The sequence below is a fragment of the Pseudomonas sp. 8(2025) genome (assembly GCF_052665325.1).
Genome location: NZ_JBQOIE010000001.1, coordinates 91762 through 116376, shown reverse-complemented (window position 1 = coordinate 116376; position 24615 = coordinate 91762). Strand labels below are relative to the sequence as shown.

26 protein-coding genes are annotated in these 24615 nt (G+C 64.0%); 15 read left to right on the top strand and 11 right to left on the bottom strand.

Features of this window, described 5'->3' with window-relative positions:
• The 4 genes from ACUXVH_RS00590 to ACUXVH_RS00575 all read left to right on the top strand — a co-directional run bounded on the left by ACUXVH_RS00590 (position 1) and on the right by ACUXVH_RS00575 (position 2183).
• Positions 1-516 carry an Imm21 family immunity protein gene (locus ACUXVH_RS00590; protein ID WP_065364979.1) on the top strand — a complete coding sequence of 172 codons (516 nt, stop codon included), beginning with the start codon at positions 1-3 and terminating at the stop codon, positions 514-516.
• 188 nt (positions 517-704) lie between these two features.
• Entirely contained in the window at positions 705-1229 is a 525-nt protein-coding gene (locus tag ACUXVH_RS00585; RefSeq protein WP_015633605.1) for a DUF4265 domain-containing protein, read from the top strand.
• 151 nt (positions 1230-1380) lie between these two features.
• Complete coding sequence (locus ACUXVH_RS00580) at positions 1381-1866, top strand: DUF4265 domain-containing protein (protein ID WP_065364978.1); 486 nt, start codon at positions 1381-1383, stop codon at positions 1864-1866.
• On the top strand, positions 1863-2183 hold the full coding sequence (locus tag ACUXVH_RS00575) for an immunity protein Imm33 domain-containing protein (RefSeq protein WP_169892327.1): 321 nt from the start codon (positions 1863-1865) through the stop codon (positions 2181-2183). Before ACUXVH_RS00580 ends, ACUXVH_RS00575 begins: the two co-directional genes overlap by 4 nt.
• A 27-nt stretch (positions 2184-2210) precedes the next feature.
• Here ACUXVH_RS00575 and ACUXVH_RS00570 read toward each other — a convergent pair whose 3' ends face one another.
• A complete protein-coding gene (locus ACUXVH_RS00570) occupies positions 2211-2939 on the bottom strand; it encodes a response regulator transcription factor (RefSeq protein ID WP_011058398.1) in 729 nt (242 codons plus the stop codon).
• Between the two features lie 228 nt (positions 2940-3167).
• On the opposite strand from ACUXVH_RS00570, the gene ACUXVH_RS00565 reads away from it, so the two are divergent.
• The 3 genes from ACUXVH_RS00565 (at position 3168) to ACUXVH_RS00555 (ending at position 7190) form a co-directional block, all read left to right on the top strand.
• Positions 3168-3455: a hypothetical protein gene (locus tag ACUXVH_RS00565; RefSeq protein WP_041114921.1), complete on the top strand. Its 288-nt coding sequence runs from the start codon at positions 3168-3170 to the stop codon at positions 3453-3455.
• Between the two features lie 399 nt (positions 3456-3854).
• The gene (locus tag ACUXVH_RS00560) at positions 3855-4853 is read left to right on the top strand and encodes a FecR family protein (protein ID WP_015633608.1); all 999 of its coding nucleotides are present in this window, start codon (positions 3855-3857) and stop codon (positions 4851-4853) included.
• Positions 4854-4871: 18 nt separating this feature from the next.
• Positions 4872-7190: a CHASE2 domain-containing protein gene (locus ACUXVH_RS00555; protein WP_445493603.1), complete on the top strand. Its 2319-nt coding sequence runs from the start codon at positions 4872-4874 to the stop codon at positions 7188-7190.
• Positions 7191-7370: 180 nt separating this feature from the next.
• Here ACUXVH_RS00555 and ACUXVH_RS00550 read toward each other — a convergent pair whose 3' ends face one another.
• The 4 genes from ACUXVH_RS00550 to glyQ form a co-directional block, all read right to left on the bottom strand.
• Positions 7371-8141 carry a lysophospholipid acyltransferase family protein gene (locus ACUXVH_RS00550; protein ID WP_041114926.1) on the bottom strand — a complete coding sequence of 257 codons (771 nt, stop codon included), beginning with the start codon at positions 8139-8141 and terminating at the stop codon, positions 7371-7373.
• A gap of 83 nt (positions 8142-8224) precedes the next feature.
• Positions 8225-8758 (bottom strand): D-glycero-beta-D-manno-heptose 1,7-bisphosphate 7-phosphatase, encoded by a 534-nt coding sequence (gene gmhB / locus ACUXVH_RS00545; protein ID WP_011058402.1) that lies wholly within the window; start codon positions 8756-8758, stop codon positions 8225-8227.
• A 17-nt stretch (positions 8759-8775) separates the two neighbouring features.
• Entirely contained in the window at positions 8776-10830 is a 2055-nt protein-coding gene (glyS, locus tag ACUXVH_RS00540) for a glycine--tRNA ligase subunit beta (protein ID WP_015633612.1), read from the bottom strand.
• A complete protein-coding gene (glyQ, locus tag ACUXVH_RS00535) occupies positions 10827-11780 on the bottom strand; it encodes a glycine--tRNA ligase subunit alpha (protein ID WP_003177094.1) in 954 nt (317 codons plus the stop codon). The genes glyS and glyQ overlap by 4 nt, the downstream gene beginning before the upstream one ends.
• 81 nt (positions 11781-11861) lie before the next feature.
• Here glyQ and ACUXVH_RS00530 point away from each other — a divergent pair, with 81 nt between their 5' ends.
• The 3 genes from ACUXVH_RS00530 to ACUXVH_RS00520 all read left to right on the top strand — a co-directional run bounded on the left by ACUXVH_RS00530 (position 11862) and on the right by ACUXVH_RS00520 (position 13667).
• A complete protein-coding gene (locus ACUXVH_RS00530; RefSeq protein WP_047290171.1) occupies positions 11862-12425 on the top strand; it encodes a DNA-3-methyladenine glycosylase I in 564 nt (187 codons plus the stop codon).
• A 42-nt stretch (positions 12426-12467) separates the two neighbouring features.
• The gene (locus ACUXVH_RS00525) at positions 12468-13355 is read left to right on the top strand and encodes a lysophospholipid acyltransferase (RefSeq protein ID WP_011058405.1); all 888 of its coding nucleotides are present in this window, start codon (positions 12468-12470) and stop codon (positions 13353-13355) included.
• A 72-nt stretch (positions 13356-13427) separates the two neighbouring features.
• A complete protein-coding gene (locus tag ACUXVH_RS00520) occupies positions 13428-13667 on the top strand; it encodes a PilZ domain-containing protein (protein WP_011058406.1) in 240 nt (79 codons plus the stop codon).
• 171 nt (positions 13668-13838) lie between these two features.
• On the opposite strand, the gene ACUXVH_RS00515 is transcribed toward ACUXVH_RS00520, so the two are convergent.
• The 5 genes from ACUXVH_RS00515 to def all read right to left on the bottom strand — a co-directional run bounded on the left by ACUXVH_RS00515 (position 13839) and on the right by def (position 18525).
• Positions 13839-14156 (bottom strand): tetratricopeptide repeat protein, encoded by a 318-nt coding sequence (locus ACUXVH_RS00515; protein ID WP_011058407.1) that lies wholly within the window; start codon positions 14154-14156, stop codon positions 13839-13841.
• Between the two features lie 115 nt (positions 14157-14271).
• Positions 14272-15645 carry a Trk system potassium transporter TrkA gene (trkA, locus tag ACUXVH_RS00510; protein WP_011058408.1) on the bottom strand — a complete coding sequence of 458 codons (1374 nt, stop codon included), beginning with the start codon at positions 15643-15645 and terminating at the stop codon, positions 14272-14274.
• Positions 15646-15667: 22 nt separating this feature from the next.
• Positions 15668-16993, bottom strand: coding sequence for a 16S rRNA (cytosine(967)-C(5))-methyltransferase RsmB (gene rsmB, locus ACUXVH_RS00505; RefSeq protein ID WP_065364977.1), 1326 nt, complete (start codon positions 16991-16993; stop codon positions 15668-15670).
• Positions 16990-17949 (bottom strand): methionyl-tRNA formyltransferase, encoded by a 960-nt coding sequence (gene fmt / locus ACUXVH_RS00500; RefSeq protein WP_065364976.1) that lies wholly within the window; start codon positions 17947-17949, stop codon positions 16990-16992. Before fmt ends, rsmB begins: the two co-directional genes overlap by 4 nt.
• A gap of 69 nt (positions 17950-18018) precedes the next feature.
• Entirely contained in the window at positions 18019-18525 is a 507-nt protein-coding gene (gene def, locus ACUXVH_RS00495; RefSeq protein WP_011058411.1) for a peptide deformylase, read from the bottom strand.
• Positions 18526-18678: 153 nt separating this feature from the next.
• Between def and ACUXVH_RS00490 the strand changes: the two genes are divergently transcribed.
• From ACUXVH_RS00490 to ACUXVH_RS00480, 3 genes are all read left to right on the top strand, one after another.
• Positions 18679-19689 (top strand): LysM peptidoglycan-binding domain-containing protein, encoded by a 1011-nt coding sequence (locus tag ACUXVH_RS00490; RefSeq protein ID WP_065364975.1) that lies wholly within the window; start codon positions 18679-18681, stop codon positions 19687-19689.
• A gap of 87 nt (positions 19690-19776) precedes the next feature.
• Complete coding sequence (gene dprA / locus ACUXVH_RS00485; RefSeq protein ID WP_065364974.1) at positions 19777-20883, top strand: DNA-processing protein DprA; 1107 nt, start codon at positions 19777-19779, stop codon at positions 20881-20883.
• 54 nt (positions 20884-20937) lie between these two features.
• A complete protein-coding gene (locus tag ACUXVH_RS00480) occupies positions 20938-21495 on the top strand; it encodes an L-threonylcarbamoyladenylate synthase (RefSeq protein ID WP_011058414.1) in 558 nt (185 codons plus the stop codon).
• Between the two features lie 64 nt (positions 21496-21559).
• Here ACUXVH_RS00480 and ACUXVH_RS00475 read toward each other — a convergent pair whose 3' ends face one another.
• Entirely contained in the window at positions 21560-22537 is a 978-nt protein-coding gene (locus ACUXVH_RS00475; RefSeq protein WP_026020270.1) for an NADPH:quinone reductase, read from the bottom strand.
• Positions 22538-22704: 167 nt separating this feature from the next.
• Between ACUXVH_RS00475 and hemF the strand changes: the two genes are divergently transcribed.
• On the top strand, positions 22705-23622 hold the full coding sequence (gene hemF, locus ACUXVH_RS00470) for an oxygen-dependent coproporphyrinogen oxidase (RefSeq protein WP_011058416.1): 918 nt from the start codon (positions 22705-22707) through the stop codon (positions 23620-23622).
• Positions 23623-23715: 93 nt separating this feature from the next.
• Complete coding sequence (aroE, locus tag ACUXVH_RS00465; RefSeq protein ID WP_065364973.1) at positions 23716-24537, top strand: shikimate dehydrogenase; 822 nt, start codon at positions 23716-23718, stop codon at positions 24535-24537.
• Positions 24538-24615: the final 78 nt, after the last annotated feature.

Sequence of the window (24615 nt, the reverse complement as noted above, 5' to 3'; positions counted from 1 at the left end):
ATGAGTCGATTCAAGATTTCTCCATGGCTGTCCAGTTCCGGTGGCCCCTTGGTGGTGATGGGTGAAGGCTTGGCCGGTATGTGGCGTGGCCTCGACGGCCATCCCTCGGATTACCACTGGGCGTGTCAGATTGATGACTATGCCGGCCGGCTGGAGGGGATCGATGGCGATATTCTTGTCCTGGGTGACGAGCCTTTGGACACGGCGATTGCCACGGCAGACGACGCGTTGCTGATTATCCGATGGATTTGCGCACCATCTGAGGCCGAGGTGCTGGCGCAGCTTGAGCGGCTTGAGCTTGGTTCACTGACCCCGATCGAGCGGTTGAGTATTGATTGGTCAAGCGACGCGCTGGTGCTGTTTGATGGGGTCGACTGGTTTGATCCACGGGCTTGTCTGCGCCTTCAACTGCTGTCGCCGCACAGCGAGGTATCGACATTTCGCTACCAACCCACGCCCGATACCGCCCTGTTGATCCATCAGACAGTGCCTCTTCAGCGGGCCCATCCGTACTGAGGTGCAGGTGCTGCGCAGCGCAGGTGTCCAAGGATATTTTTATAAAATGCTGGGACGACTTTTTCTATCCGTCCGATGAGAATACGGCCCTGGCCATGCCGAATAGCGCAGAGGTCATATTTTCCTTCGAGGAAAACTTCTTTTACGTGCAGTTTATGAGGCCCATGGCTGCGCCTCGGTGAGATGGAATGGATACCTCGACAGCACAGTTTCACAAGATCATTTTCAAGCTCACCGTCGACGCCGACGGTTATCCACCGGTGGAGTATGAGTCGATGTGGGGCATTCAACGGGGGGCAGATGTCTACCAGTTGGATAACACGCCCTACTATCTCTATGGCGTGAGCAAGGGGGACTGGGTGCTGACTCGCGCTGAGGCCCATGAGCGGATCGCGACCGGCGTGGTGCGGCAATCCGGGCACTCGACGCTGCGGGTTTTTGCCGAGCGCGAGTCAGAGCGCTCGGGGATTGTGCAGCACCTGCGCAGCCTCGGTGCCAGCTGTACGGTTACCCGGGGCCTGTCGCTGTTCACTGTGGATATCGTGCCCGAGGTCAGTTTTTGCGCAATCGACCAATACCTGGCCTCCATCACCGACGACCAACATGTCGCCTATGAAGATGCCTGTTTACAGCACGAGGCCATTGAGCCTGCGCGCCTGAGCGAGTGCTCTTCACTGGCCTCACTTGAGTGCGTCACCTGGAGGGATCACTAGGTGCTGTGCTGGCACCTGAGCTGCGAGACGATCCGGCCATCGAACAGGCGCGTTCGAGATGTGTTTATCGATCAGTTGACCCCGCTACGCGGCTGGGCCGGTTCGGCTCATTTCACCCTTTGTAGAAACAGCAATCGCACGGAAATGGGTTATGGATGATGAAAACCAGGAAATATCGATTCGGGTTGTTGCGGGGCAGAACAGCCGTGGCCCGGTCTATGAGCCGCTGCATGTCCGGCGCATTGATGAGGACAGTTACGAGATTCTCTATTCTCCAGGGCTGGCGCTGAACCTGGCCAAGGGCGACATCATCTCGATCAAGGATCCGCAGGCCCCCGCCGTGGTGCTCAAGCGTGGCGGCAACTTCTGCATCCATATCTATTCGGATCACATCCCTGAAGAACACATCATGGCCCTGGCGGAGGATGTGGCGAGCGAATTGGGTGGCATGCTCGACGGGCGCTACAAGGGCAATCTGACATTGTCGGTGCCGGCGCGAAACGGCATGGACAACATCGCCCTGTTCTTCAACCGCTTTCGCGAGACCACGGGCAGCGAGTGGTACTACGCCAACATCTATAAAAACCTCGATGACACCGATGACGAGACCCTGCTCGATTGGTGGCTGGCCCTATGAACGAAAGACAGCAGCTTATCTGTGAACGCTACGACCTTGCTCCCCAGGCCCCTGAGCCGATGATTGCGCTGGCCATAGGCTCCCTTGCGCAATCGCCCATCTATGGCACTCGGGTCGAGTTGCCGGAGAACGGCACGGTCAGTTGGTTTATCCACTGCGGCGAACATTCCACTGCGGTGGATTTCTACCAGCCTCTGTGTGCCGAGCATCTGCTCGAGCTGTTGCCGGAGGTGATCGATTACCTGTACCTGCCGAGCGGGACGCGTTTCATCATCGACCGCGCCGGCTATGAAGATGTCTGGCGGGACCCGGAATGATATCAAGCCGCTTTTGAAGGCAAGCAGTCAGCTGCCCTGTTCTTCAGGCGACGCGACACTTTCCAGGCGGTAGCCATAGCCGTAGATCGTCAACAGTTGCCAGCCGCGATCCGCGGTCAGCCCGAGTTTGTTGCGCAAGCGGTAGATGTGGGTATCCAGGGGCCGTGAGGAAACGATTTCCTCATGGGTCCAGAACCGTTCGTACAGGTATTCCCGGGACAGCGGCCGGCCCAGGTTGGCGAACAGGCAGCGGGCCAGGCGGTACTCGCGCTCGGTAAGGCTGATGGGAGCGCCGGCGCGGGTGACGGTCAGTTCCGCATCATCGAAGCTCAGGTCGTTGAAACTCTGCACTTCTTCGCTGTGGTTGCGCTGCAAGCCATGGCGGCGCAGTACCGCGTTGACCCGGGCCTTGAGTTCGTTGGGACGAAACGGCTTGCTCAGGTAGTCGTCGGCACCGGTGTTCAGGGCCTGGACGATATCGCTCTCGGCATCGCGGCTGGTGAGCATGATGGCCGCGGGCGGCGAATCCATGTGTTCCCGGGTCCAGCGCAACAGGGACAGGCCGCTGAGGTCCGGCACTTGCCAGTCGAGGATCAGCAGGTCGAAGGTTTCCCGGCGCAACTGGCGCAGCAGGTCTTCTCCGCGCTCGAAGCTGTGCAAGGTCCAGGGCTGTTCGCCGGGGCCGGGAATCTCTCGCAGTGTCTGTTCCACCCGCGCCAGTTCCGCAGGTTCGTCATCCAGTATCGCGACACGCATGCGAGGCAGTTCCTTTTGGTTCCAAGAGCGCCCGGGGCCGTGGCTGCCGGGCTCGGACTGAGGGGAAGTTTAGGCACCTGACCTGAATCTGAACAATTGTGGCGAATTGCTCTTGAGCCCCGGGTCCCTCGGTACGCTGATATCAAATAGCCGGTAAGGCGCCCGGAGCACGGGCCGTCGGGCTATTGAGCAGCACGATACCGGCTCGTACAAACAAGGAAAAGAACCATGGGGAACCTGCTCAGGAAAGGCCAGGTCGCGCTTGTCAGAATATTCAGCGGCGATGATCCGGTGCGTCTTCTCAGTTTGATGCTGGCGGCTTATCTGGGAATCAGTGCCTGTACCGTGCCAGCGTCCACAGCGGGCTGCTGTCAGCCCTCCGGCATCGGGCAATACCCGGCGTCTGCCCTGCCCGCTGGCAGTGACTCCAACCTGACCCTGGACGCCGAGCCCGTGATCGGTCGGACAGCGCTACCCACGAACCTGCAGCCACCGGCCCCGCGCTGGGTGTTCTAGAGGCCGCGGCAATGATTCTGAACAAATATTGCAAATCCGTCGCAGCTTTGCGGCCAGCGTTACATTGCTTCCCGCTGAGTGGCACACGGGGGCACCTGGAAGTGCTCCGACACAGGGAGTGTCAACCGCCAGGCTGGCGGGACAACGCGCGCTCGCGCGCGTCGTTGAAGGGGAATACAGGGAGTGCCTCCTCAGGACTTTGGGCCGGGCGACCTGTCGCTCCGGTTCCGACACAGGGACGTGTCACTTTCTTCTCGCCCTGTCCTGTTTCCGCCCTCGCCCGACCGGGTTCCTGTCTTTGGGCGACATCCCGCAGCGTTCGGCTTTCTGCCAACGATCTGCCTCAGGTATGGTGCGTAGGATTTCGCCGCGGTTTTCCCAAAGGCTCTAAGCACATCCATGAATGACCTCTGCCCTTTTCCGTCCACCGGCCGGCCTCAGGTCGCGCGTGTCGCCCTGCTGCTGGCCGGGCTGATTCTGCCGTTGTGTGCGGCACAGGCGGCTGCGCCACGGCTGCCCTATATCGATGACAACCAGCAGTGCCGTGGCCAGCCCCTGCCGGCGACGGTGGAACACCTGACCGGCGAAGCCTGGAAACTGGACGCCAAGGGACGCGAGGTGCTCCTGCAGGAAGGCATGAGCATCGATGAGAAGGAAGGGGTCAGGACCTCGCCGTCGGCCTTCGTCAGCCTGTCCCTGGGAGACGGTTCGCGGGTGGTGCTGCCTTCCAGTTCCCAGGTCACCCTGCAACTCAATAACCAGTACGCCATCCCTCAGGTTGTGCTGGAGCAGGGCCAGATCGAGTCCTACGTGATCAAGCGCACCAGTGATCACGACCGTTTCCAGATCGTTACGCCGGTGGGCGTGCTGGGGGTTCGCGGTACTCACTTCCGGGTACGCAATGACGATCAGCAATCCCTGGTGGAGGTGCTCAATGGCCAGGTGGCGGTGAATCGCGAAGAGGACGCGCCGCAGCCGGCACCGCGGCGTACGCGTCAGCGCCCTGTGGATAAACCGGCAGGCCCGGTGCCGGGTGAAGTCCAGGTCATGGCGCGCCAGGGGCTGCGGATCCAGAAACAGGGCGAGCTCAAGCCGGTGGAACTGCTGGCCGCACCGAGGCTGCTGGGGCAGGCCGGACAGACCGGTGCCCTGCCCGTCTGGCAACTGATCCTGCAACCTTTGCCCGGGGCCAGCCGCTACCGGGCCCAGGTCGCCACCGACAAGGACTTCCTGAACATCAAGCAGGAGCAGTTCTCCAGCACCCCGCAGGTCAACTTCACCGGCTTGCAGGCATTTTTTTATCACGTGCGTCTTTCGGCGTTCGATGAGCACGGCCTGGAAGGCGAAACCGGGGTCTATGACATCTTTTATTACCCCAGGACCACCCGTGTTGAATAACGCTCCGGTGGGCCGTCCATGAGCGTGTGGCGCCGTCGGGCCGAAGGCCGTGAACCGACCCAGGCTCAGCGCCTGTTCCGCGGGCTGGTGCGGGAGTGGCTGTGGGTCAGCCTGATTCTTCTGCCGCTGACTGCGGTGTTGTCCCTGAGCCACGGCCTGGCCCTGAACAATCTGTTCTACGACAACCTGCGGCGCTTCACCCCGCTACCGGTGGACCCGCGCATCCTGCTGGTGACCATCGACGACTACAGCTTGCAGCAACTGGGACGTTGGCCCTGGCCGCGGGCCATTCATGGCCAACTGCTGGACCGGCTGAGCGCGGCCGAGGCCAAAGGGGTGCTGTTCGATGTGATCCTCAGTGAACCCGGCAGCACGGTGGAAAACGACACCCGCCTGGCTGCCGCCCTGTGCCGGGCCGGCAATGTGTTCCTGCCGGTGCTGCGCCAGGGCGTTGCCCGCTATGGCCAGGACATTGAGGAAATCCCGCCGGTGCCGCTGCTGCGCAATTGCGCCCGCGGCCTGGGCCATATCAATGCCGAAGCGGATGCCGATGGCACGGTGCGCAGCGTGTACCTGCGCGAAGGCCCGGTGCTGGCTCCCCGGGCGCAACTGACGTGGCTGCTGTACCAACTGACCGAAGCCGAGCCGGCATTCCCCCATATGCCCGGGCCCGGTAAACCTCGCGTGGCCCAGGGGTGGCTGCGGTCCAACCCGGTGCGCATTCCCTTTATCAGCGCCGACGCCGGCTTTCCCAGCGTGCCCTATGTCAGCGTGCTGCGGGGCGAAGTGCCGCCGGAGCTGCTGCGCGACCGGCTGATCCTGGTGGGCTCCACGGCCCCGGGGCTGGGGGACCGCTACGTGACCCCGCAATCCGGCAGCCAGGGCACCACCCCGGGGGTGGAGATCCAGGCCAACCTGCTCAACGGCCTGCTCCAGCATCGCAGCGTGGTTGCCCTGGGCCAGTGGTCGGGGATGCTGCTGTCCATGGCCCTGACCGCTGTGTTGCTGGGCCTGTTGCTGTGGCGGCCGCGCCACGCGCTGTGGATAACCCTGGGTTGCATGGGGCTGGGCCTGGCGGGCTCGGTATTGATGCTGCGGCTGGGCTACTGGTGGTCGCCGGTGGCCAGCCTGCTGGGCATGCTGCTGGCCTACCTGATCTGGAACTGGCGCCGGCTGAGCGTGATCCTGGCCTACTTCGGCTGGGAACTGGCGCGCCTGGACAGCGAGCCCAAGGTGTTGCCGGAACGCCGGCGCAGCCAGGCCCCGGCCGGGGATGTGCTGCAGGGGCAGATCGTCGCTCTGGAGCAGGCCCTGAGCCGCACCCGGGACACCCGGCGTTTTATCGCCGATGGCCTGGAGTACCTGCCGGTGGCGACCCTGATCAGCGACCCCGACGGCAAGATCCTGCTGGCCAACCGCAATGCACGGGAAGTGTTTGCCCATTCCCTGGTGGGTGAAGGGCTGATTGCCCAGTTGGCTGCCCTGGGTTATCCGGGCCTGACGGAACCGGCCTTGTACCCCCGGCTGGAACAACTGCCGGCGGTGGAGTTCCGTGATGTTCAGCAGCGCAGCCTGCGCATGGAACTGGCGCCGCTGCTGCCGGTGGACAGCGATACCGCCATTGGCTGGCTGCTGAGCCTCACCGACCTCAGCGTCGAGCGCGACGCCGAACAGCAACGCAGCGTGCTGTTGCGCTTTCTGTCCCATGATCTGCGCGCGCCCCATTCGGCGATCCTGGCCTTGCTGGATGTGCAGCGCCATCAGCCGGCGACGCCCCGGCAGGTGTACGGCCAGATCGAGCAGCAGGTACGCCGGGCCCTGGCTCTGACCGAGGCCTTCGTGCAGTTGGCCAAGGCCGAGTCGGAGGTCTACCAGTTCGAACCGAGCATGTTCGCCATGCTGGTGCTGGACGCCTTCGATCAGGCCACGACCCTGGCCCAGTTGAAGGACATTCACCTGGAGCATGACCTGGACGACGAGGCCGAAGGCCTGGTGCTGGCGGACCAGTCGCTACTGACCCGGGCGCTGTTCAACCTGCTGGAAAACGCCATCAAGTACAGCCCGGTGGAGTCCAGGGTGAGTGTGCGGGTCAGTTGTACCCCAGGCTGGCTGCGCTGCGAGATCAGCGATGAAGGCCGGGGTATCGATGCCGCGGATCTGCCCCAGCTGTTCGGCCAGTACCAGCGCTTTGCTTCGGCCAAGGGCATTGATGGCCTGGGCTTGGGCTTGTCCATGGTCAAGGCGGTGGTGGACCGGCATCAGGGCCGTATCAGTTGCCAGAGCGTGGTGGGTCGGGGCTCTTGCTTCATCCTCGAACTGCCTTTGCTGGAGGAATGAAGGGCCGGGAATATCCCAGGTGAAAAAAACCGGCTCAAAGGCCGGTTTTTTTGTCTGCTGAAAAACTTATGCACGTTTTTCCACATTTTATGAGCTTGGGAAATATATATATAAATCAGTGATTTATAATTCGATTTCAAGCCTTGTAGGAAAAGTCGTACACAGGTTATCCACAGAAGCTCATACAGCAACCTTATCCGTAGAAGTGGCCAATGGTGGCAATGAGCCCATATCCCGTTGAGCCTGTTCATTCCAGGCCGCCACCCGGTCATTGAGCTCGGCGATGGCTCGCGGGCCGCTGCCTTCGGCATACATCGGCGCGCCGATGGTCACGGTGATGGTGCCGGGGCGCTTGGCCCAGCCGGTCTTCGGCCAGAACTTGCCCGCGTTGTGGGCCACCGGCAGTACCGGCAGGTCGGCATTCACCGCCAGGGCGCTGCCGCTGCGGGAAAACTTGCCGATCTGGCCGTAAGGCACGCGGGTGCCTTCAGGGAAAATCAGTACCCAGACATTGTCCTTGAGCAACTCGTCGCCCTTGCTCGCCACCTGCTTGAGGGCAGCCTTGGGGTTGTCCCGGTCAATGGCGATGGGCCGCAGCATGGCCATGGCCCAGCCGAAAAACGGCACATACAGCAGCTCGCGCTTGAGCACCTGGCTCAGGGGCTCGAAGTAGGCCGAGAGAAAGAAGGTTTCCCAGGTGCTCTGGTGATTGGAAACGATCACGCAAGGCCGCTCGGGGACGTTTTCCGCGCCCTTCACTTCCACGCGGATATTGAGGAATACCTTGGTCAGCCACAGCGCGCAGCGACACCAGTAGACGTTGATAAAGCGATAGCGCGCCTTGAATGGGAGGAACGGCGCGATAAAAAAGCTCAGGGAGCACCACAGCAAGGAACTGGTGCCCAGTAGCAGGTAAAAGAAAAAGGTTCTGATGGCCTGCAGGATCGACATAGCGGCATTTACCATTGCGGGCATTGCCCGCCTGTTAAAAAGCGCTCTCCCGAACAGTCCTTGGTCAGGATGCCAGAAGGGGCCTAATTGTGGATAAGTTCAGCGGCAACGGCCGCCAGGTCGTCAAAAATCAAGGTGCCTACCGGCAGGGTTTTCCCCAGAGTCTTTTCGCCTTTCCCGGTCTTTACCAATACTGGCTGAGAGTCGACGGCTTTTGCGGCTTCCAGGTCACCGAGACTGTCACCGACAAACCATAGACCTGTCAGTTCTGCCTGGTAATGCTCGGCAATGGTTCGCAGCATGCCCGGTTTCGGTTTGCGGCAGGCGCACCCTTCGTCGGGCCCATGGGGGCAATAGACGATCAGCCCGACTTCGCCGCCCTGCTCCGCCACCAGTTCGCGCAGGCGCGCGTGCATGGCATCGAGGGTGGCCAGGTCGTAGTAGCCGCGAGCGATGCCGGACTGGTTGGTGGCGATCGCCACCGTCCAGCCGGCCTTGCTCAACTGCGCAATGGCTTCGATCGCGCCGGGGAGCGGAATCCACTCCTGCACCGATTTGATGTAGGCATCGGAGTCGTGATTGATCACGCCGTCACGATCGAGTATCAGCAGTTTCACAGCAGTTCCCTACCTGATCAGCTCAGTACCGAAATGTCGGCCACGCCCAGGAACAGGCCCCGCAGCCGCGCCAGCAGCGCGTAGCGGTTGGCCCGTACATTGGCGTCCTCGGCATTGACCATCACCGCCTCGAAGAAGGCGTCCACCGGCTCGCGCAGGGCAGCCAGGCGGGCCAGGGTCTCGCTGTACTGGCGGGCAGCGGCCATGGGCTGTACAGCCTGGTCCGCTTGCTGGATCGCCGAGTACAGGGAGAACTCGTTGGCGTTGTCGAAGTACTTGGCTTCGATGGTGGTCGGCACATTGCCTTCGATCTTGCTCAGCAGGTTCGACACGCGCTTGTTCACCGCAGCCAGGGCGGCGGCTTCCGGCAGCTTGCGGAAGGCCTGCACGGCTTGCACGCGCTGGTCGAAGTCCAGGGCCGAACCCGGCTTCAGGGCACGCACCGAGAGGTAGGTGGCCACATCCACGCCTTCGTCTTCGTAACGGGCACGCAGGCGGTCGAAGATGAACTCCAGCACCTGGTCGGCCAGGCCGGCGGCCTTGACCTTGCTGCCGAAGGCGCTGACGGCGAAGGCCACGGCGTCGTTCAGGTCGAGGTCGAACTTCTTCTCGATCAGGATCCGCAGCACGCCCAGTGCCGCGCGACGCAGGGCGTAGGGGTCCTTGCTGCCGGTGGGCAGCATGCCGATGCCGAAGATCCCCACCAGGGTGTCCAGCTTGTCGGCGATGGCCACGGCGGCACCGGTCACGGTGCTGGGCAGCTCGGCGCCGGCGCCACGTGGCATGTACTGCTCGTTCAGGGCCAGGGCCACATCTTCCGGCTCGCCGTCATTGAGGGCGTAGTAGTAGCCGGCGATGCCTTGCATCTCCGGGAACTCGCCGACCATCTCGGTGGCCAGGTCGCACTTGGACAGCAGGCCGGCACGGGCTGCGCGCTGCGCGTCGCCGCCAATGCGCGGGGCGATGAAGGCGGCCAGCTTGGAAATCCGCTCGGCCTTGTCGTAGACGCTGCCGAGTTTTTCCTGGAACACCACGTTCTGCAGGCGCAGGTTGAAGTCTTCGAGCTTCTGCTTCTTGTCCTGCTTGAAGAAGAACTCGGCGTCGGTCAGGCGTGGGCGCACGACTTTCTCGTTGCCCTCGATGATCTGGCGCGGGTCCTTGCTCTCGATGTTGGCCACGGTGATGAAGCGCGGCAGCAGCTTGCCGTCCACGTCCAGCAGGCAGAAGTACTTCTGGTTGTCCTGCATGGTGGTGATCAGGGCTTCCTGGGGTACTTCGAGGAAGCGTTCCTCGAACGAGCACACCAGTGGCACCGGCCATTCGACCAGGGCAGTCACTTCGTCCAGCAGGTCCGCCGGGACGATCGCCGTGCCTTCCTGCAGGGTCGCCAGTTCCGCGGTGCGCTTGCTGATCAGCTCGCGACGCTCGTTGGCGTCGGCCAGCACGTAGGCGGCACGCAGGTCGGCCAGGTAGTTGGCCGGCGCGGTGATGCGCACGCTTTGCGGGTGGTGGAATCGGTGGCCGCGGGAGTCGCGACCGGCCTTCTGGGCGAGGATGGTGCAGTCGATGACCTCATCGCCCAGCAGCATCACCAGCCATTGAGTCGGGCGCACGAACTCTTCCTTGCGCGCGGCCCAGCGCATGCGCTTGGGAATCGGCAGGTCGTTCAGCGAATCTTCGACGATGGTTGGCAGCAGGCTGGCGGTCGGCTTGCCCTTGATGCTCTGGCTGTAGCGCAGTTTCGGGCCGCTCTGGTCGATCTCGCTGAGTTCGACGCCGCACTTCTTGGCAAAGCCGAGGGCCGCCTGGGTCGGGTTGCCTTCAGCATCGAAGGCTGCCTGGCGTGGCGGGCCGTCGAGGTTGATGCTGCGATCCGGCTGCTGGGTGGCCAGTTGGGTGATCAGCACCGCCAGGCGCCGTGGCGCGGCGTATACGTGCTTGGCCTGGAAGCTCAGGCCGGCGCTCTGCAGGCCTTTTTCGATGCCGGCCAGAAAGGCTTCGGCCAGGGTGTTCAGGGCTTTGGGTGGCAGTTCTTCAGTGCCCAGTTCAACCAGAAAATCTTGCGCACTCATTGTGCCGCCTCCAACTTAGCCAACACTTCATCACGCAGGTCCGGGGTTGCCATCGGGAAGCCCAGCTTGGCACGGGCCAGCAGGTAGGCTTGCGCAACGGAACGCGCCAGGGTGCGCACACGCAGGATGTACTGCTGGCGTGCGGTGACCGAGATTGCCCGGCGTGCATCCAGCAGGTTGAAGGTGTGCGAGGCCTTGAGGACCATTTCATAGCTCGGCAGCGGCAGTGGCTGATCCAGCTCGATCAGGCGCTTGGCTTCGCTTTCGTAGAAATCGAACAGTTCGAACAGCTTCTCGACGTTGGCGTGTTCGAAGTTGTAGGTCGACTGCTCCACTTCGTTCTGGTGGAACACATCGCCATAGGTGACCTTGCCGAACGGGCCGTCGGCCCACACCAGGTCGTATACCGAATCCACGCCCTGCAGGTACATGGCCAGGCGTTCCAGGCCATAGGTGATTTCACCGGTCACCGGGTAGCACTCGATGCCACCGGCTTGCTGGAAGTAGGTGAACTGAGTCACTTCCATGCCGTTGAGCCAGACTTCCCAGCCCAGGCCCCAGGCGCCCAGGGTCGGCGATTCCCAGTTGTCCTCGACGAAGCGGATGTCGTGCACCAGCGGGTCCAGGCCCACGTGCTTCAGGGAACCCAGGTACAGCTCCTGGAAGTTCTCCGGGTTGGGCTTCAAGACCACTTGGAACTGATAGTAGTGCTGCAGGCGGTTGGGGTTTTCGCCGTAGCGGCCGTCAGTCGGGCGACGACTGGGCTGCACATAAGCGGCGTTCCAGGTTTCCGGGCCGATGGCCCGCAGGAAGGTAGCGGTGTGGAAAGTGCCGGCGCCTACTTCCATATCGTAGGGCTGAAGTACCACACAACCTTGCTCGGCCCAGTACTGCTGGAGGGCGAGGATCAAGTCTTGGAAGGTACGCACGGCTGGCGTAGGCTGGCTCACGAAATTCACCTGTTACTTGGGCTGCGATTTAAGGAGCGGGAGTATACCCGATTCAGTCCTGCGCACGCCCCCTGGAGCCTTATGCCACGCTGCTTTTGGTGTTCCGAAGATCCGCTGTACATGGCTTATCACGATCAGGAGTGGGGCGTGCCGCTGCGCGATGGGCAGCGCTTGTTCGAGTTGTTATTGCTCGAAGGGTTCCAGGCCGGGCTGTCATGGATCACCGTGCTGAAGAAGCGCGAGCACTATCGCCAGGTGCTGTTCGGCTTCGATGTGCAGCGCGTTGCGCAGATGAGCGATGCCGAGATCGACGACCTGATGCAGGACCCGGGCATCATCCGCAACCGCCTCAAGCTCAACGCCGCGCGGCGCAATGCCCAGGCCTGGCTGGAGCTGGAAGACCCGGTGGCCTTTCTCTGGGCCTTCGTCGGTGGTGTGCCGAAGATCAACCATTTCAAGGACCGCAGCGAAGTGCCGGCGGTGACGCCGGAGGCCGAAGCCATGAGCCGCGGCCTGCGCAAGGCCGGCTTCACTTTCGTCGGCCCGACCATCTGTTATGCGCTGATGCAGGCCTCGGGGATGGTCATGGACCACACCCTGGACTGTGATCGGTACGCCATCCTGGCCGATGCGCGGTTAGAATAGCCGGCTGGCGACACGCTTCATGACCAAGATCAGGAGTCATTTGTGGATAAGTTCAAAGGCGCCCTGCTGGTGGGTGCTCTGCGGTTGTTTGCCCTGCTGCCCTGGCGCGCGGTGCAGGCGGTCGGCGCAGCCATCGGCTGGATCATGTGGAAGACGCCCAATCGTTCCCGCGAGGTGGTGCGCATCAACCTGGCCAAGTGTTTTCCACAGATGGACCCGGCGGAACGCGAGCGCCTGGTAGGCCAGAGCCTGAAGGACATCGGCAAGTCCCTGACCGAAAGCGCCTGCGCCTGGATCTGGCCGGCCGAGCGTTCCATTGCCCTGGTGCGTGAAGTCGAGGGCCTGGAAGTGCTCAAGGACGCCCTGGCCTCGGGCAAGGGCGTGGTTGGCATTACCAGCCACCTGGGCAACTGGGAAGTGCTCAACCACTTCTATTGCAGCCAGTGCAAACCGATCATTTTCTACCGTCCGCCCAAGCTCAAGGCAGTGGACGAACTGCTGCGCAAGCAGCGGGTGCAACTGGGCAACCGCGTGGCGGCTTCCACCAAGGAAGGCATCCTCAGCGTCATCAAGGAAGTGCGCAAAGGGGGGGCAGTGGGCATCCCCGCCGACCCGGAACCGGCCGAGTCCGCCGGGATCTTCGTGCCCTTCTTCGCCACCCAGGCCCTGACCAGCAAGTTCGTGCCGAACATGCTGGCCGGCGGCAAGGCGGTCGGCGTGTTCCTCCATGCCCTGCGCCTGCCCGACGGCTCGGGCTACAAGGTGATCCTCGAAGCGGCGCCGGAAGACATGTACAGCACCGATACCGAAACCTCCTGCGCGGCCATGAGCAAGGTGGTCGAGCGTTATGTGGGGGCCTATCCGAGCCAGTACATGTGGAGCATGAAACGCTTCAAGAAGCGCCCGCCTGGCGAGGCGCGCTGGTACTGATGGAACTGGCACGATCTGTGGATAACCCCGCACCGGGAGTTATCCACAGCACACCGAACAAGGGCGCAGAAGATGTCCGATCATCGCAAGTCGTTCCGCATCAAGATTTCCCACGAAAGCATCGGCGAATGCCTGGGGCAGACCCGCAACCTGTCCGCCAGCGGCGTCTATGTACAGAGCCCGGCCCTGGCAAGACTGCCCAAGGGCGCGGTGGTCTACGGCCAGGTCCAGGGCCTGCCGGTGACGGCGCCGCGGGTGCGCATGGAAGTGGTGCAAGTGGACGCGGAAGGGATCGCCCTGCGCTACCTGTGAAATCGCTCTGTAGCCGCTGCCGAGCCTGCGAGGCTGCGAAAAGGACCGAAGGGCCTTGCTTGGCGCTCTCTTGTCGAGCCTGTGCGGGTCTTCAGAGCTAGCGAGCAGTGCATCGGAGTGCCGCCCAGCTCGTTCGCAGCCTGCAGCAGCGGCTACCGAGGAGGGGTGGGGTCAGCCTTGAGACTGGCGGTCGAGTTTTTTCAGGAACACCGTCATTTCCTTTTCCGCCTGCTTGTCGCCGTGGCCCCGGGCCGCTTCCAGGCCCTGTTCCCAGGCCTGGCGCGCTGCCGGCAGGTCGCCCTGCCCCTGGCAGGCCTTGCCCAGCAACTTCCACGCCGCGGAATACTTGGGGTCGAAGGCCACGCAACGTTGCAGGTGCTCGGCGGCCTTGGCGAAATCGCCCTGATCCAGGTAACCCTTGCCCAGGCCGAAGCGCAGCAGGGCGTTATCCACACCCTTGGCGAGCATTTTTTCCAGGGATTCAAGCATCGTTGTCACTCCTGTGGGCTCATGTAGCCTGCGATCAGGCCCGTACAGCCTTCGCAAGGGCAGCGCCTGCTGCGCAGTCGATCGCAGCCTTCGGCAGCGGCTACAGAGTTGTTGATCAGAAGAAGCTCAGGCCGACGTGGAACAGTTTCTCCACGTCGCGGATGTGTTTTTTATCCACAAGGAACAGGATCACGTGGTCGCCGGCTTCGATCACCGTGTCGTCGTGGGCGATCAGTACTTCTTCGTCGCGAATGATCGCGCCGATGGTGGTGCCCGGCGGCAGGCCGATGTTCTCGATGGCACGGCCGATCACCTTGCTCGACTTGGCGTCGCCGTGGGCGATGGCCTCGATGGCTTCCGCCGCGCCCCGGCGCAGGGAGTGCACGCTGACGATATCGCCGCGGCGCACGTGGGCCAGCAGCGTGCCGATGGTGGCCAGCTGCGGGCTGATGGCGATGTCGATGTCGCCACCCTGGATCAGGTCGACGTAGGCCGGGTTGTTGATGATGGTCATCACCTTCTTCGCTCCCAGGCGCTTGGCCAGCAGCGAGGACATGATGTTGGCTTCGTCGTCATTGGTCAGGGCCAGGAAGATATCGGCGTCGGCGATGTTCTCTTCCAGCAGCAGGTCGCGGTCCGAGGCGCTGCCCTGCAGCACCACGGTGCTGTCCAGGGTGTCGGAGAGGTAGCGGCAGCGGGCCGGGTTCATCTCGATGATCTTCACCTGGTAGCGGCTTTCGATGGCCTCGGCCAGGCGCTCGCCGATCTGCCCGCCACCGGCGATGACGATGCGCTTGTAGGATTCCTCCAGGCGGCGCATCTCGCTCATCACCGCGCGGATGTGGGCCTTGGCGGCGATGAAGAACACTTCGTCGTCGGCCTCGATCACCGTATCGCCCTTGGGCATGATCGGCCGGTCGCGACGGAAGATCGCCGCCACCCGGGTGTCGACGTTGGGCATGTGCTCGCGCAGCTGGCGCAGTTGCTGGCCCACCAGCGGGCCACCGTAGTAGGCCTTGACCGCCACCAGTTGCGCCTTGCCTTCGGCGAAGTCGATCACCTGCAGCGCACCGGGGTGCTCGATCAGGCGCTTGATGTAGTTGGTCACCACCTGCTCGGGGCTGATCAGCACGTCCACCGGGATCGCATCGTTGTCGAACAGCCCGGCGCGGGTCAGGTAGGCGGCTTCGCGCACCCGGGCGATCTTGGTCGGGGTGTGGAACAGGGTGTGGGCCACCTGGCAGGCGACCATGTTGGTCTCGTCGCTGTTGGTTACCGCCACCAGCATGTCGGCGTCGTCGGCGCCGGCCTGGCGCAGCACCGTCGGGAACGAGGCGCGGCCCTGCACGGTGCGGATGTCCAGGCGGTCGCCGAGGTCGCGCAGGCGTTCGCCGTCGGTGTCGACCACGGTGATATCGTTGGCTTCGCTGGCCAGGTGTTCCGCCAGCGTGCCACCCACTTGCCCGGCGCCGAGGATGATGATCTTCATCCAGTCACTCCCTTAAAACCGTTTAACCGCGTGCGGCGGCAATCTTGATCAGCTTGGCGTAGTAGAAGCCGTCGTGGCCGCCTTCTTGCGCCAGCAACTGGCGCCCGTGGGGCTGCTTAAGGCCGGCCGCAGGCTGCCCCAGTTGGCCGCCGATGTCCAATTCACGAGCACCCGGGGTGCGGGCCAGGAAGGCCTCGATGACCTCGGTGTTCTCGGTGGGCAGGGTCGAGCAGGTGGCGTAGAGCAGGATGCCGCCCACTTCCAGGGCCTGCCACATGGCATCCAGCAGTTCGCCTTGCAGTTGCGCCAGGGCGGCGATGTCTTCGGGCTGGCGGGTCAGCTTGATATCCGGATGGCGGCGGATCACCCCGGTGGCCGAGCAGGGAGCGTCCAGCAGGATGCGTTGGAACGGCTTGCCGTCCCACCAGGCCTGGGTGTCGCGGCCATCGGCGGCGATCAATTGGGCGTCGAGCCCCAGGCGGTCGAGGTTTTCCCGTACCCGCACCAGGCGCTTGGCCTCCAGGTCCACCGCCACTACGCCGGCCAGGGCCGGTTGCACTTCGAGGATGTGGCAGGTCTTGCCGCCCGGGGCGCAGCAGGCGTCCAGCACCCGTTGCCCCGGCGCCAGTTCCAGCAGCTCGGCGGCCAGTTGCGCGGCCTCGTCCTGCACACTGAGCCAGCCTTCGGCAAAGCCCGGCAGGCTGCGTACATCCAAGGCTTCGTCGAGGACGATGCCGTCCTGGCTATAGACGCAAGCCTTGGCCGCAACCCCCGCTTCGCTCAACAGCTTCAGGTAGGCATCGCGGGAGTGATGCCGGCGGTTGACCCGCAGGATCATCGGCGGGTGGGCGTTGTTGGCGGCGCAGATGGCTTCCCACTGCTCGGGCCAGAACGCCTTGAGGGATTTCTGCAACCAGCGCGGGTGCGCGGTGCGCACCACCGGGTCGTGCTCAAGCTCAGCCAGCAGCGTTTCGCTTTCGCGTTGGGCACGGCGCAGCACGGCATTGAGCAGAGCCTTGGCCCAGGGCTTTTTCAGCTTGTCGGCGCAGCCCACGGTCTCACCGATGGCGGCGTGGGCCGGAACCCGGGTGTAGAGCAACTGATAGAGGCCCACCAGCAGCAATGCTTCGACATCGGCGTCGGCTGCCTTGAACGGCTTCTGCAGCAGCTTGGCCGCCAGCGCCGACAGCCGCGGCTGCCAGCGTGCGGTGCCGAAGGCCAGGTCCTGGGTGAAGCCACGATCACGGGCCTCGACCTTGTCCAGCTGGATCGGCAGCGAGCTGTTGAGCGAGGCCTTGCCGTTGAGCACGGCAGTCAGCGCCTTGGCGGCGGCCAGGCGCGGGTTCATTGGGCCTCCGCTGCTGGGCCGAGCAGGGTGCCGATGGCGAATTTCTCGCGGCGGCTGTTGAACAGGTCGCTGAAGTTCAGCGCCTTGCCCCCGGGCATTTGCAGGCGGGTCAGGCACAGCGCCTGCTCACCGCAGGCAACGATCAGGCCGTCCTTGCTGGCGCCGAGGATTTCCCCCGGCGCGCCCTTGCCTTCGGCCAGGGTGGCGGCCAGCACTTTCAGCGCTTCGCCATTCAAGCTGCTGTGGCAGATCGGCCAGGGGTTGAAGGCCCGCACCAGGCGCTCCAGTTCCACGGCCGGGCGGCTCCAGTCGATGCGCGCCTCGTCCTTGTTCAGCTTGTGGGCGTAAGTGGCCAGGCTGTCGTCCTGGACTTCGCCTTCCAGGGTGCCGGCGGCCAGGCCTTCGATGGCTTGCAGCACTGCGGGCGGGCCCATCTCGGCCAGGCGGTCGTGGAGGCTGCCGCCGGTATCTTCGGCGCTGATCGGGGTGCTGACCTTGAGCAGCATCGGCCCGGTATCCAGGCCGGCTTCCATGCGCATCACGGTCACCCCGCTTTGCGCGTCACCGGCTTGCACCGCACGCTGGATCGGCGCGGCACCGCGCCAGCGTGGCAACAGCGAAGCGTGGCTGTTGATGCAACCCAGGCGCGGAATATCCAGCACCGCCTGGGGCAGGATCAGGCCGTAGGCCACCACCACCATCAGGTCCGGCTTGAGCGCTGCCAGTTCGGCTTGAGCCTCGGCATTGCGCAAGGTCGGCGGTTGCAGCACGGGGATGTCGTTTTCCAGAGCAAGCTGCTTGACCGGACTGGGCATCAGCTTCTGCCCGCGCCCCGCCGGACGGTCCGGCTGGGTGTAGACCGCAACGATCTGGTAAGGGCTGTCGAGCAGGGCCTTGAGGTGTTCGGCGGCGAATTCGGGGGTGCCGGCAAAGACGATGCGCAGTGGCTCAGTCATGGGAATTCTCGATGTTAAACATGCGGAAAAGAAAAAGGCTTGCCGTAGCAAGCCTTTGCAAGACGGTCATCAAGCCTGCTGGCGATGCTGCTTTTCCAGCTTCTTCTTGATCCGGTCACGCTTGAGCGTGGACAGGTAGTCGACGAACAACTTGCCGTTCAGGTGGTCGCATTCGTGCTGGATGCACACGGCGAGCAAACCTTCGGCGATCAGTTCGTAGGGCTGGCCGTCGCGGTCCAGGGCCTTGATCTTGACCCGTTGCGGGCGGTCGACGTTTTCGTAGAAGCCCGGTACCGAAAGGCAGCCTTCCTGGTACTGGTCCATCTCGTCGGTCAGGGCTTCGAACTCGGGGTTGATGAACACCCGTGGTTCGCTGCGGTCTTCGGACAGGTCCATGACCACCACGCGTTTGTGCACGTTGACCTGGGTCGCCGCCAGACCGATGCCTGGGGCCTCATACATTGTTTCAAACATATCGTCGACCAACTGACGCACTTCGTCGTCCACTACGGCCACTGGTTTGGCGATAGTGCGCAGGCGCGGATCAGGGAATTCGAGGATGTTTAAAATGGCCATAAGCGTAATTGCTACACGTGTGAAGTAAGGGCGGAGTCGGCGTCCGCGCAGGTTCTGGACCTGGGCCGCCGGTGCAAAACGTGCTCTGGGATGGAGCGAGCCGTGCAGGCTCTGGCGTTTCACGCGAACGCACATAATAAAGGGATTCAGCCCATGAGGAAATCACTGTTCGCCCTGCTGCTGGCGGGCTGGACCGCCATCGGCCAGGCCCAGGTGCAACTGCGGGACAGTTATCCACAGCACTATCGGGTGCAGCCGGGTGATACCTTGTGGGGCGTCGCCAGCCTGTATCTGCAGCAGCCCTGGCAATGGCGCGAGCTCTGGCCGGCGGGCTTCGCCGGGCAGATCTTCCCTGGTGACCGCCTGCAACTGGTGCGCAATGACGGCCCGCCACGCCTGCAGCTGGAGCGACCAGCGGCGCCGCCGACGGTCAAGCTCGCGCCCCAGGCCCGGCGCCTGCCCCCTGCCCCGATTCCGAGCATCCCCCTGCAAGCGATCAGCAGCTTCTTGCTGGACAACCGCATCGTCGATCAGCCCGGGGCCCTGGAGCAGGCGCCGTATATCGTGGCCGGCGAGGGCGAGCGGGTGCTGGGTGGCATGGGCGACCGGCTTTTCGCCCGTGGCCGGCTGGACCCTGAGCAGCCGGTCTATGAGCTGTTCCGCCAGGGCAAGGTCTACCGCGACCCCCTGAGCCAGGAACTGCTGGGGGTCAACGCCGACGCCATCGGCAGCGCCCGGGTGGTGGCGAGCGAAGGTGACCTGGCCACCCTCGCCTTGCAGAGCAGCAACCAGGAAGTGCGCCTGGGTGATCGCTTGCTGGCCGCCGATACTTCGGGGTTGCCGGGCTCCTTCAGCCCCAGTGCCCCGCAACGGCCGGTGGAAGGGCTGATCATCGACGTGCCCCGAGGGGTCACCCAGATCGGCGCCCTGGATGTGGTGACCCTCAACCGCGGGCGCCGCGACGGCCTGCTGGAGGGCAACGTACTGGCGGTGATCAAGACCGGTGAAACCGTGCGCGACCGGCAAACCGGCGAGCCGCTGAAAATCCCCGACGAGGCGGCCGGCTGGCTGATGGTGTTCCGCAGCTACGACAGGCTCAGCTACGGATTGGTACTCAAGGCCACGCGTTCGCTGGCGGTGCTGGACAAGGTCCGCAACCCCTGAGGGAGATCTTTCCTCAACAAGTTACCAACAGAGTTATCCACAGCTTGTTCCAGCTCAGGCTGGAGCCCTGACGATCAAGGATGATCCATGTCGAACTCGATGAGCGGCAGCATTTCCCCGGCAGAACTGGAAGCTCGATTGCGCTTGCACGTCCTGCCCGAACTCGGGCCGATGCGTTTTCAGCGCCTGCTTCAGGCATTCGGTTGCGCTTCTAAAGCACTCAGTGCCCCGGCCAGTGCCTGGCGTTCCCTGGACCTGCCGCCGGCCTGCAGCGAGGCCCGGCGCAGCCCCCAGGTGCGCGACGGCGCCCGTCGCGCATTGGCCTGGATAGATAGCCAGGCCCAGCATTTGCTCATGTGGGACCAGCCCGGCTACCCGCCCTTGCTGGCGCAACTCGAGGATGCGCCACCGCTGCTGTTCGTGGCCGGCGACCCCTCGATTCTCGAACGGCCGCAGTTGGCGATGGTGGGCAGCCGTCGCGCATCGCGACCGGGGCTGGACACCGCCGGGGCCTTTTCCCGCAGCTTGGCCCGTGCCGGTTTTGTCATCACCAGCGGTCTGGCCCTGGGCGTCGATGGCGCTGCCCATCAGGCGGCCCTGGATGTTGGCGGGCGCACCGTGGGCGTGCTGGGCACTGGCCTGGAAAATTTTTATCCACAGCGGCACCGGGCCCTGGCCAGGGCCATGATCGACCAGGGCAGCGCGGTGGTTTCCGAGTTCCCTCTGGATACCCCGGCGCGTGCGGAACACTTCCCCCGGCGCAATCGAATCATCAGTGGCCTGGCCCTGGGCGTGCTGGTGGTGGAGGCCAGCGTCGCCAGCGGTTCGCTGATTACCGCGCGGCTGGCGGCGGAGCAAGGCCGCGAGGTGTATGCCATCCCCGGTTCTATCCACCACCCCGGTGCCCGGGGCTGCCACCAGTTGATCCGCGACGGCGCGGTGCTGGTGGAAAGCGTGCAGCACATCCTGGAGACCCTGGCCGGCTGGCAGAACCTGCCGCCCAGCGCCTCGCTGCCGACAGCGGCCTGTACCCACCCGTTGCTGGCCTTGCTGCATGCGGCGCCCCACAGCAGCGAAGCCTTGGCCAGCGCCAGCGGCTGGCCCCTGCCCCGGGTGCTGGCGGCCCTGACCGAGCTGGAGATCGAAGGCAGTGCGGTCCATGAAAATGGGCGTTGGTATGCGCGTCTGAGCTAGGTTTTATAAGCAGGATCGGTAAACTGCGCACAGCTTTTATCTGGAGAGTCGGCAATGGTCAGCAGTTGGCGCGTGCAGCAAGCCGCACGAGAGATTCGCGCAGGGGCGGTGATTGCCTATCCAACCGAAGCGGTCTGGGGCCTGGGGTGCGATCCGTGGAATGAAGAGGCGGTGGATCGCCTGCTGGCGATCAAGTCACGGTCGGTGGACAAGGGCCTGATCCTGATCGCTGACAACATCCATCAGTTCGATTTCCTCTTCGAGGACTTCCCGGACACCTGGATCGATCGCATGTCCAGCACCTGGCCGGGGCCCAATACCTGGCTGGTGCCCCATCAGAACCTGTTGCCCGAGTGGGTCACCGGGGTCCATGACACGGTGGCGCTGCGGGTCAGCGACCATCCGCTGGTGCGTGAACTGTGCTCCCTGGTGGGCCCGCTGATTTCCACCTCGGCCAACCCCCAGGGGCGCCCGGCGGCGCGCACGCGGCTGCGCATCGAGCAGTATTTCCGTGGGCAACTGGATCTGGTCCTCAGTGGCAGCCTGGGCGGGCGCAAGAACCCGAGCCTGATCCGTGACCTGGCTACCGGCAAGGTAGTTCGGCCCTCCTGAAGCGCTTCGCCGGCAAGTCGGCTCCTACGATACTCGGTAGGAACCGGCTTGCCGGCGAAGGCGTTCAAGGCAGCAGCACAGTCGAGCCAGTCGTGCGTCGCGCCGACAGTTCGATATGGGCCTTGGCCGCATCCGCCAGGGCGAAGCGCTGGCCAATCTCGATCTTCAGCTTGCCGCTGGCAATCATGCCGAACAGGTCGTCGGCCATGCGCTGCAGGTTCTCGGCATTGTTGGCGTAGCTGGCCAGGGTCGGCCGGGTCACGTACAGCGAGCCCTTGGCCGAGAGAATCCCCAGGTTGACCCCGTCCACTGCGCCAGATGCGTTGCCGAAGCTGACCATCAGCCCGCGTGGGGCCAGGCAATCCAGGGAGGTCAGCCAGGTGTCCTTGCCCACGCCGTCGTAGACCACCGGGCACTTCTTCCCGCCGGTCAGTTCCAGCACTCGCTGGGCCACGTCTTCATGGCTGTAGTCGATGGTTTCCCAGGCGCCCAGGGCCTTGGCGATGGCGGCCTTTTCCGGCGAGCTGACGGTGCCGATCAGCTTTACCCCGAGGGCCTTGGCCCACTGGCAGGCCAGGGAGCCGACACCGCCGGCAGCGGCGTGGAACAGCACGGTTTCGCCGCCCTGGAGTTCATAGGTCTGGCGCAGCAGGTACTGCACGGTCAGGCCCTTGAGCATGACCCCGGCGGCCTGTTCGAAGCTGATGGCGTCCGGCAGGCGTACCAGGTTGGCTTCGGGCAGCACATGCACATCGCTGTAGGCCCCCAGTGGGCCGCTGCCGTAAGCCACGCGGTCGCCGACCTTGAAACGGGTCACGGCACTGCCTACGGCCTCGACCACGCCCGCGCCTTCGGCCCCCAGGCCTGAAGGCAGGGCGGGCGGTGCGTAGAGACCGCTGCGGAAATAGGTGTCGATGAAGTTCAGGCCGATGGCCTTGTTGCTGACGCGAACCTGTTGCGGGCCCGGTTCCGCCGGTTGGTAATCCACATATTCGAGCACTTCGGGGCCGCCATGGGCGCGGAACTGGATACGTTTGGCCATCTGCATTCTCTCCTCGGACGTGTCGTGAAAGTGCTCTATCGGACTCCTCTGCTTGACCTTCGTCAACTGCGGAGCGCCCCGGCGCGGTGTTATGCTACGCGCCCATTTGCGCCGGCCCGTGCTCCATCCCTAGCGCCGCGTAGCTTTGCCCGATTCAAGGTGATGCCATGACTACCCGCACCGAGGCCGTGAAAGCCTACCTGCTCGACCTGCAAGACCGCATTTGCGCTGCACTGGAAACCGAAGACGGTGGCGCACGCTTCATCGAGGACGCCTGGACCCGGCCTGCCGGTGGTGGCGGGCGTACCCGGGTGATCGGCGACGGTGCAGTGATCGAAAAGGGTGGGGTGAACTTCTCCCATGTATTCGGCAGCGGCCTGCCGCCATCGGCCAGTGCCCACCGGCCCGAGCTGGCCGGCCGTGGCTTCGAGGCCCTGGGCGTGTCCCTGGTGATCCACCCGCACAACCCCCATGTGCCGACTTCCCACGCCAACGTGCGGTTCTTCATCGCCGAGAAGGAAGGCGAAGAGCCGGTCTGGTGGTTCGGCGGCGGTTTCGACCTGACCCCCTACTACGGCAACATCGATGACTGCGTGCACTGGCACCGGGTTGCCGAGCGGGCCTGCGCGCCCTTCGGTGCCGATGTCTACCCGCGCTACAAGGCCTGGTGCGACAGCTATTTCCACATCAAGCACCGCAATGAACCGCGGGGCATCGGCGGCCTGTTCTTCGACGATCTGAACGAATGGGACTTCGACACCAGTTTCGCCTTCATGCGCGCCATCGGCGACGCCTACATCGAGGCCTACCTGCCCATCGTCCAGCGCCGCAAGGCCGCGGCCTACACCGCGCAGCAGCGGGAATTCCAGGAATTCCGCCGGGGCCGCTACGTGGAGTTCAACCTGGTCTACGACCGTGGCACCCTGTTCGGCCTGCAATCGGGCGGGCGCACCGAGTCGATCCTCATGTCGCTGCCGCCACAAGTGCGCTGGGGCTATGACTGGAAGGCCGAGCCGGGCAGCGAAGAAGCGCGCCTGACCGAATACTTCCTGCAGGATCGCGACTGGCTGGCAGCCAGCAACTAAACCGCACGCCACTGTGTAGAAGCCGGCTTGCCGGCGAAAAGGCCTTCAGGCGGATGCGGTTCCTACCCCTGTGTTGAGCAAATGGGATGAGAGATGGATCAGTACGTTGTCTTTGGTAACCCGATCGGCCACAGCAAGTCGCCGCTGATCCATCGGCTGTTCGCCCAGCAGACCGGCCAGCAGCTGGAGTACAACACCCTGCTGGCGCCCCTGGATGACTTCGCCGGCACCGCTCGCAGTTTCTTCGCCCACGGGCGTGGGGCCAATGTCACGGTGCCGTTCAAGGAAGAGGCCTATCGCCTGTGCGACAGCCTGACCGAACGGGCCCAGCGCGCCGGCGCGGTGAACACCCTGAGCAAGCAGGCCGACGGCCGCCTGCTGGGGGACAACACCGACGGCGCCGGGCTGGTGCGCGACCTGAAGGTGAACGCCGGGGTCAGCCTCAAGGGCAAGCGCATCCTTGTGCTGGGGGCTGGCGGCGCGGTCCGTGGTGCCCTGGAGCCGTTGCTGGCCGAGCAGCCGGAGGCCTTGGTGATCGCCAATCGCACCGTGGAAAAGGCTGAGCTGCTGGCGGAGTTGTTCGCCGACCTGGGGCCGGTATCGGCCAGCGGCTTCGACTGGCTGCAGGAGTCGGTGGACCTGATCATCAATGCCACCTCCGCCAGCCTTTCGGGCGAGCTGCCGCCGATTGCCGGCAGCCTGATCGAGGCGGGCAAGACCGTGTGCTACGACATGATGTACGCCAAGGAGCCGACACCGTTCTGCCGCTGGGCCAGTGAACAGGGCGCGGCCCTGGTGCTGGATGGCCTGGGCATGCTGGCCGAGCAAGCGGCGGAAGCCTTCTACCTGTGGCGCGGCGTGCGCCCCGACAGTGCCCCGGTGCTGGCTGAACTGCGTCGCCAGCTGGCCCTGTAACCCCCCGTAGGAGCTGGCTTGCCAGCGAAGGCGGCTTCAAGACTAGCGCCAGGTCCAAGGGCCTCTTCGCCGGCAAGC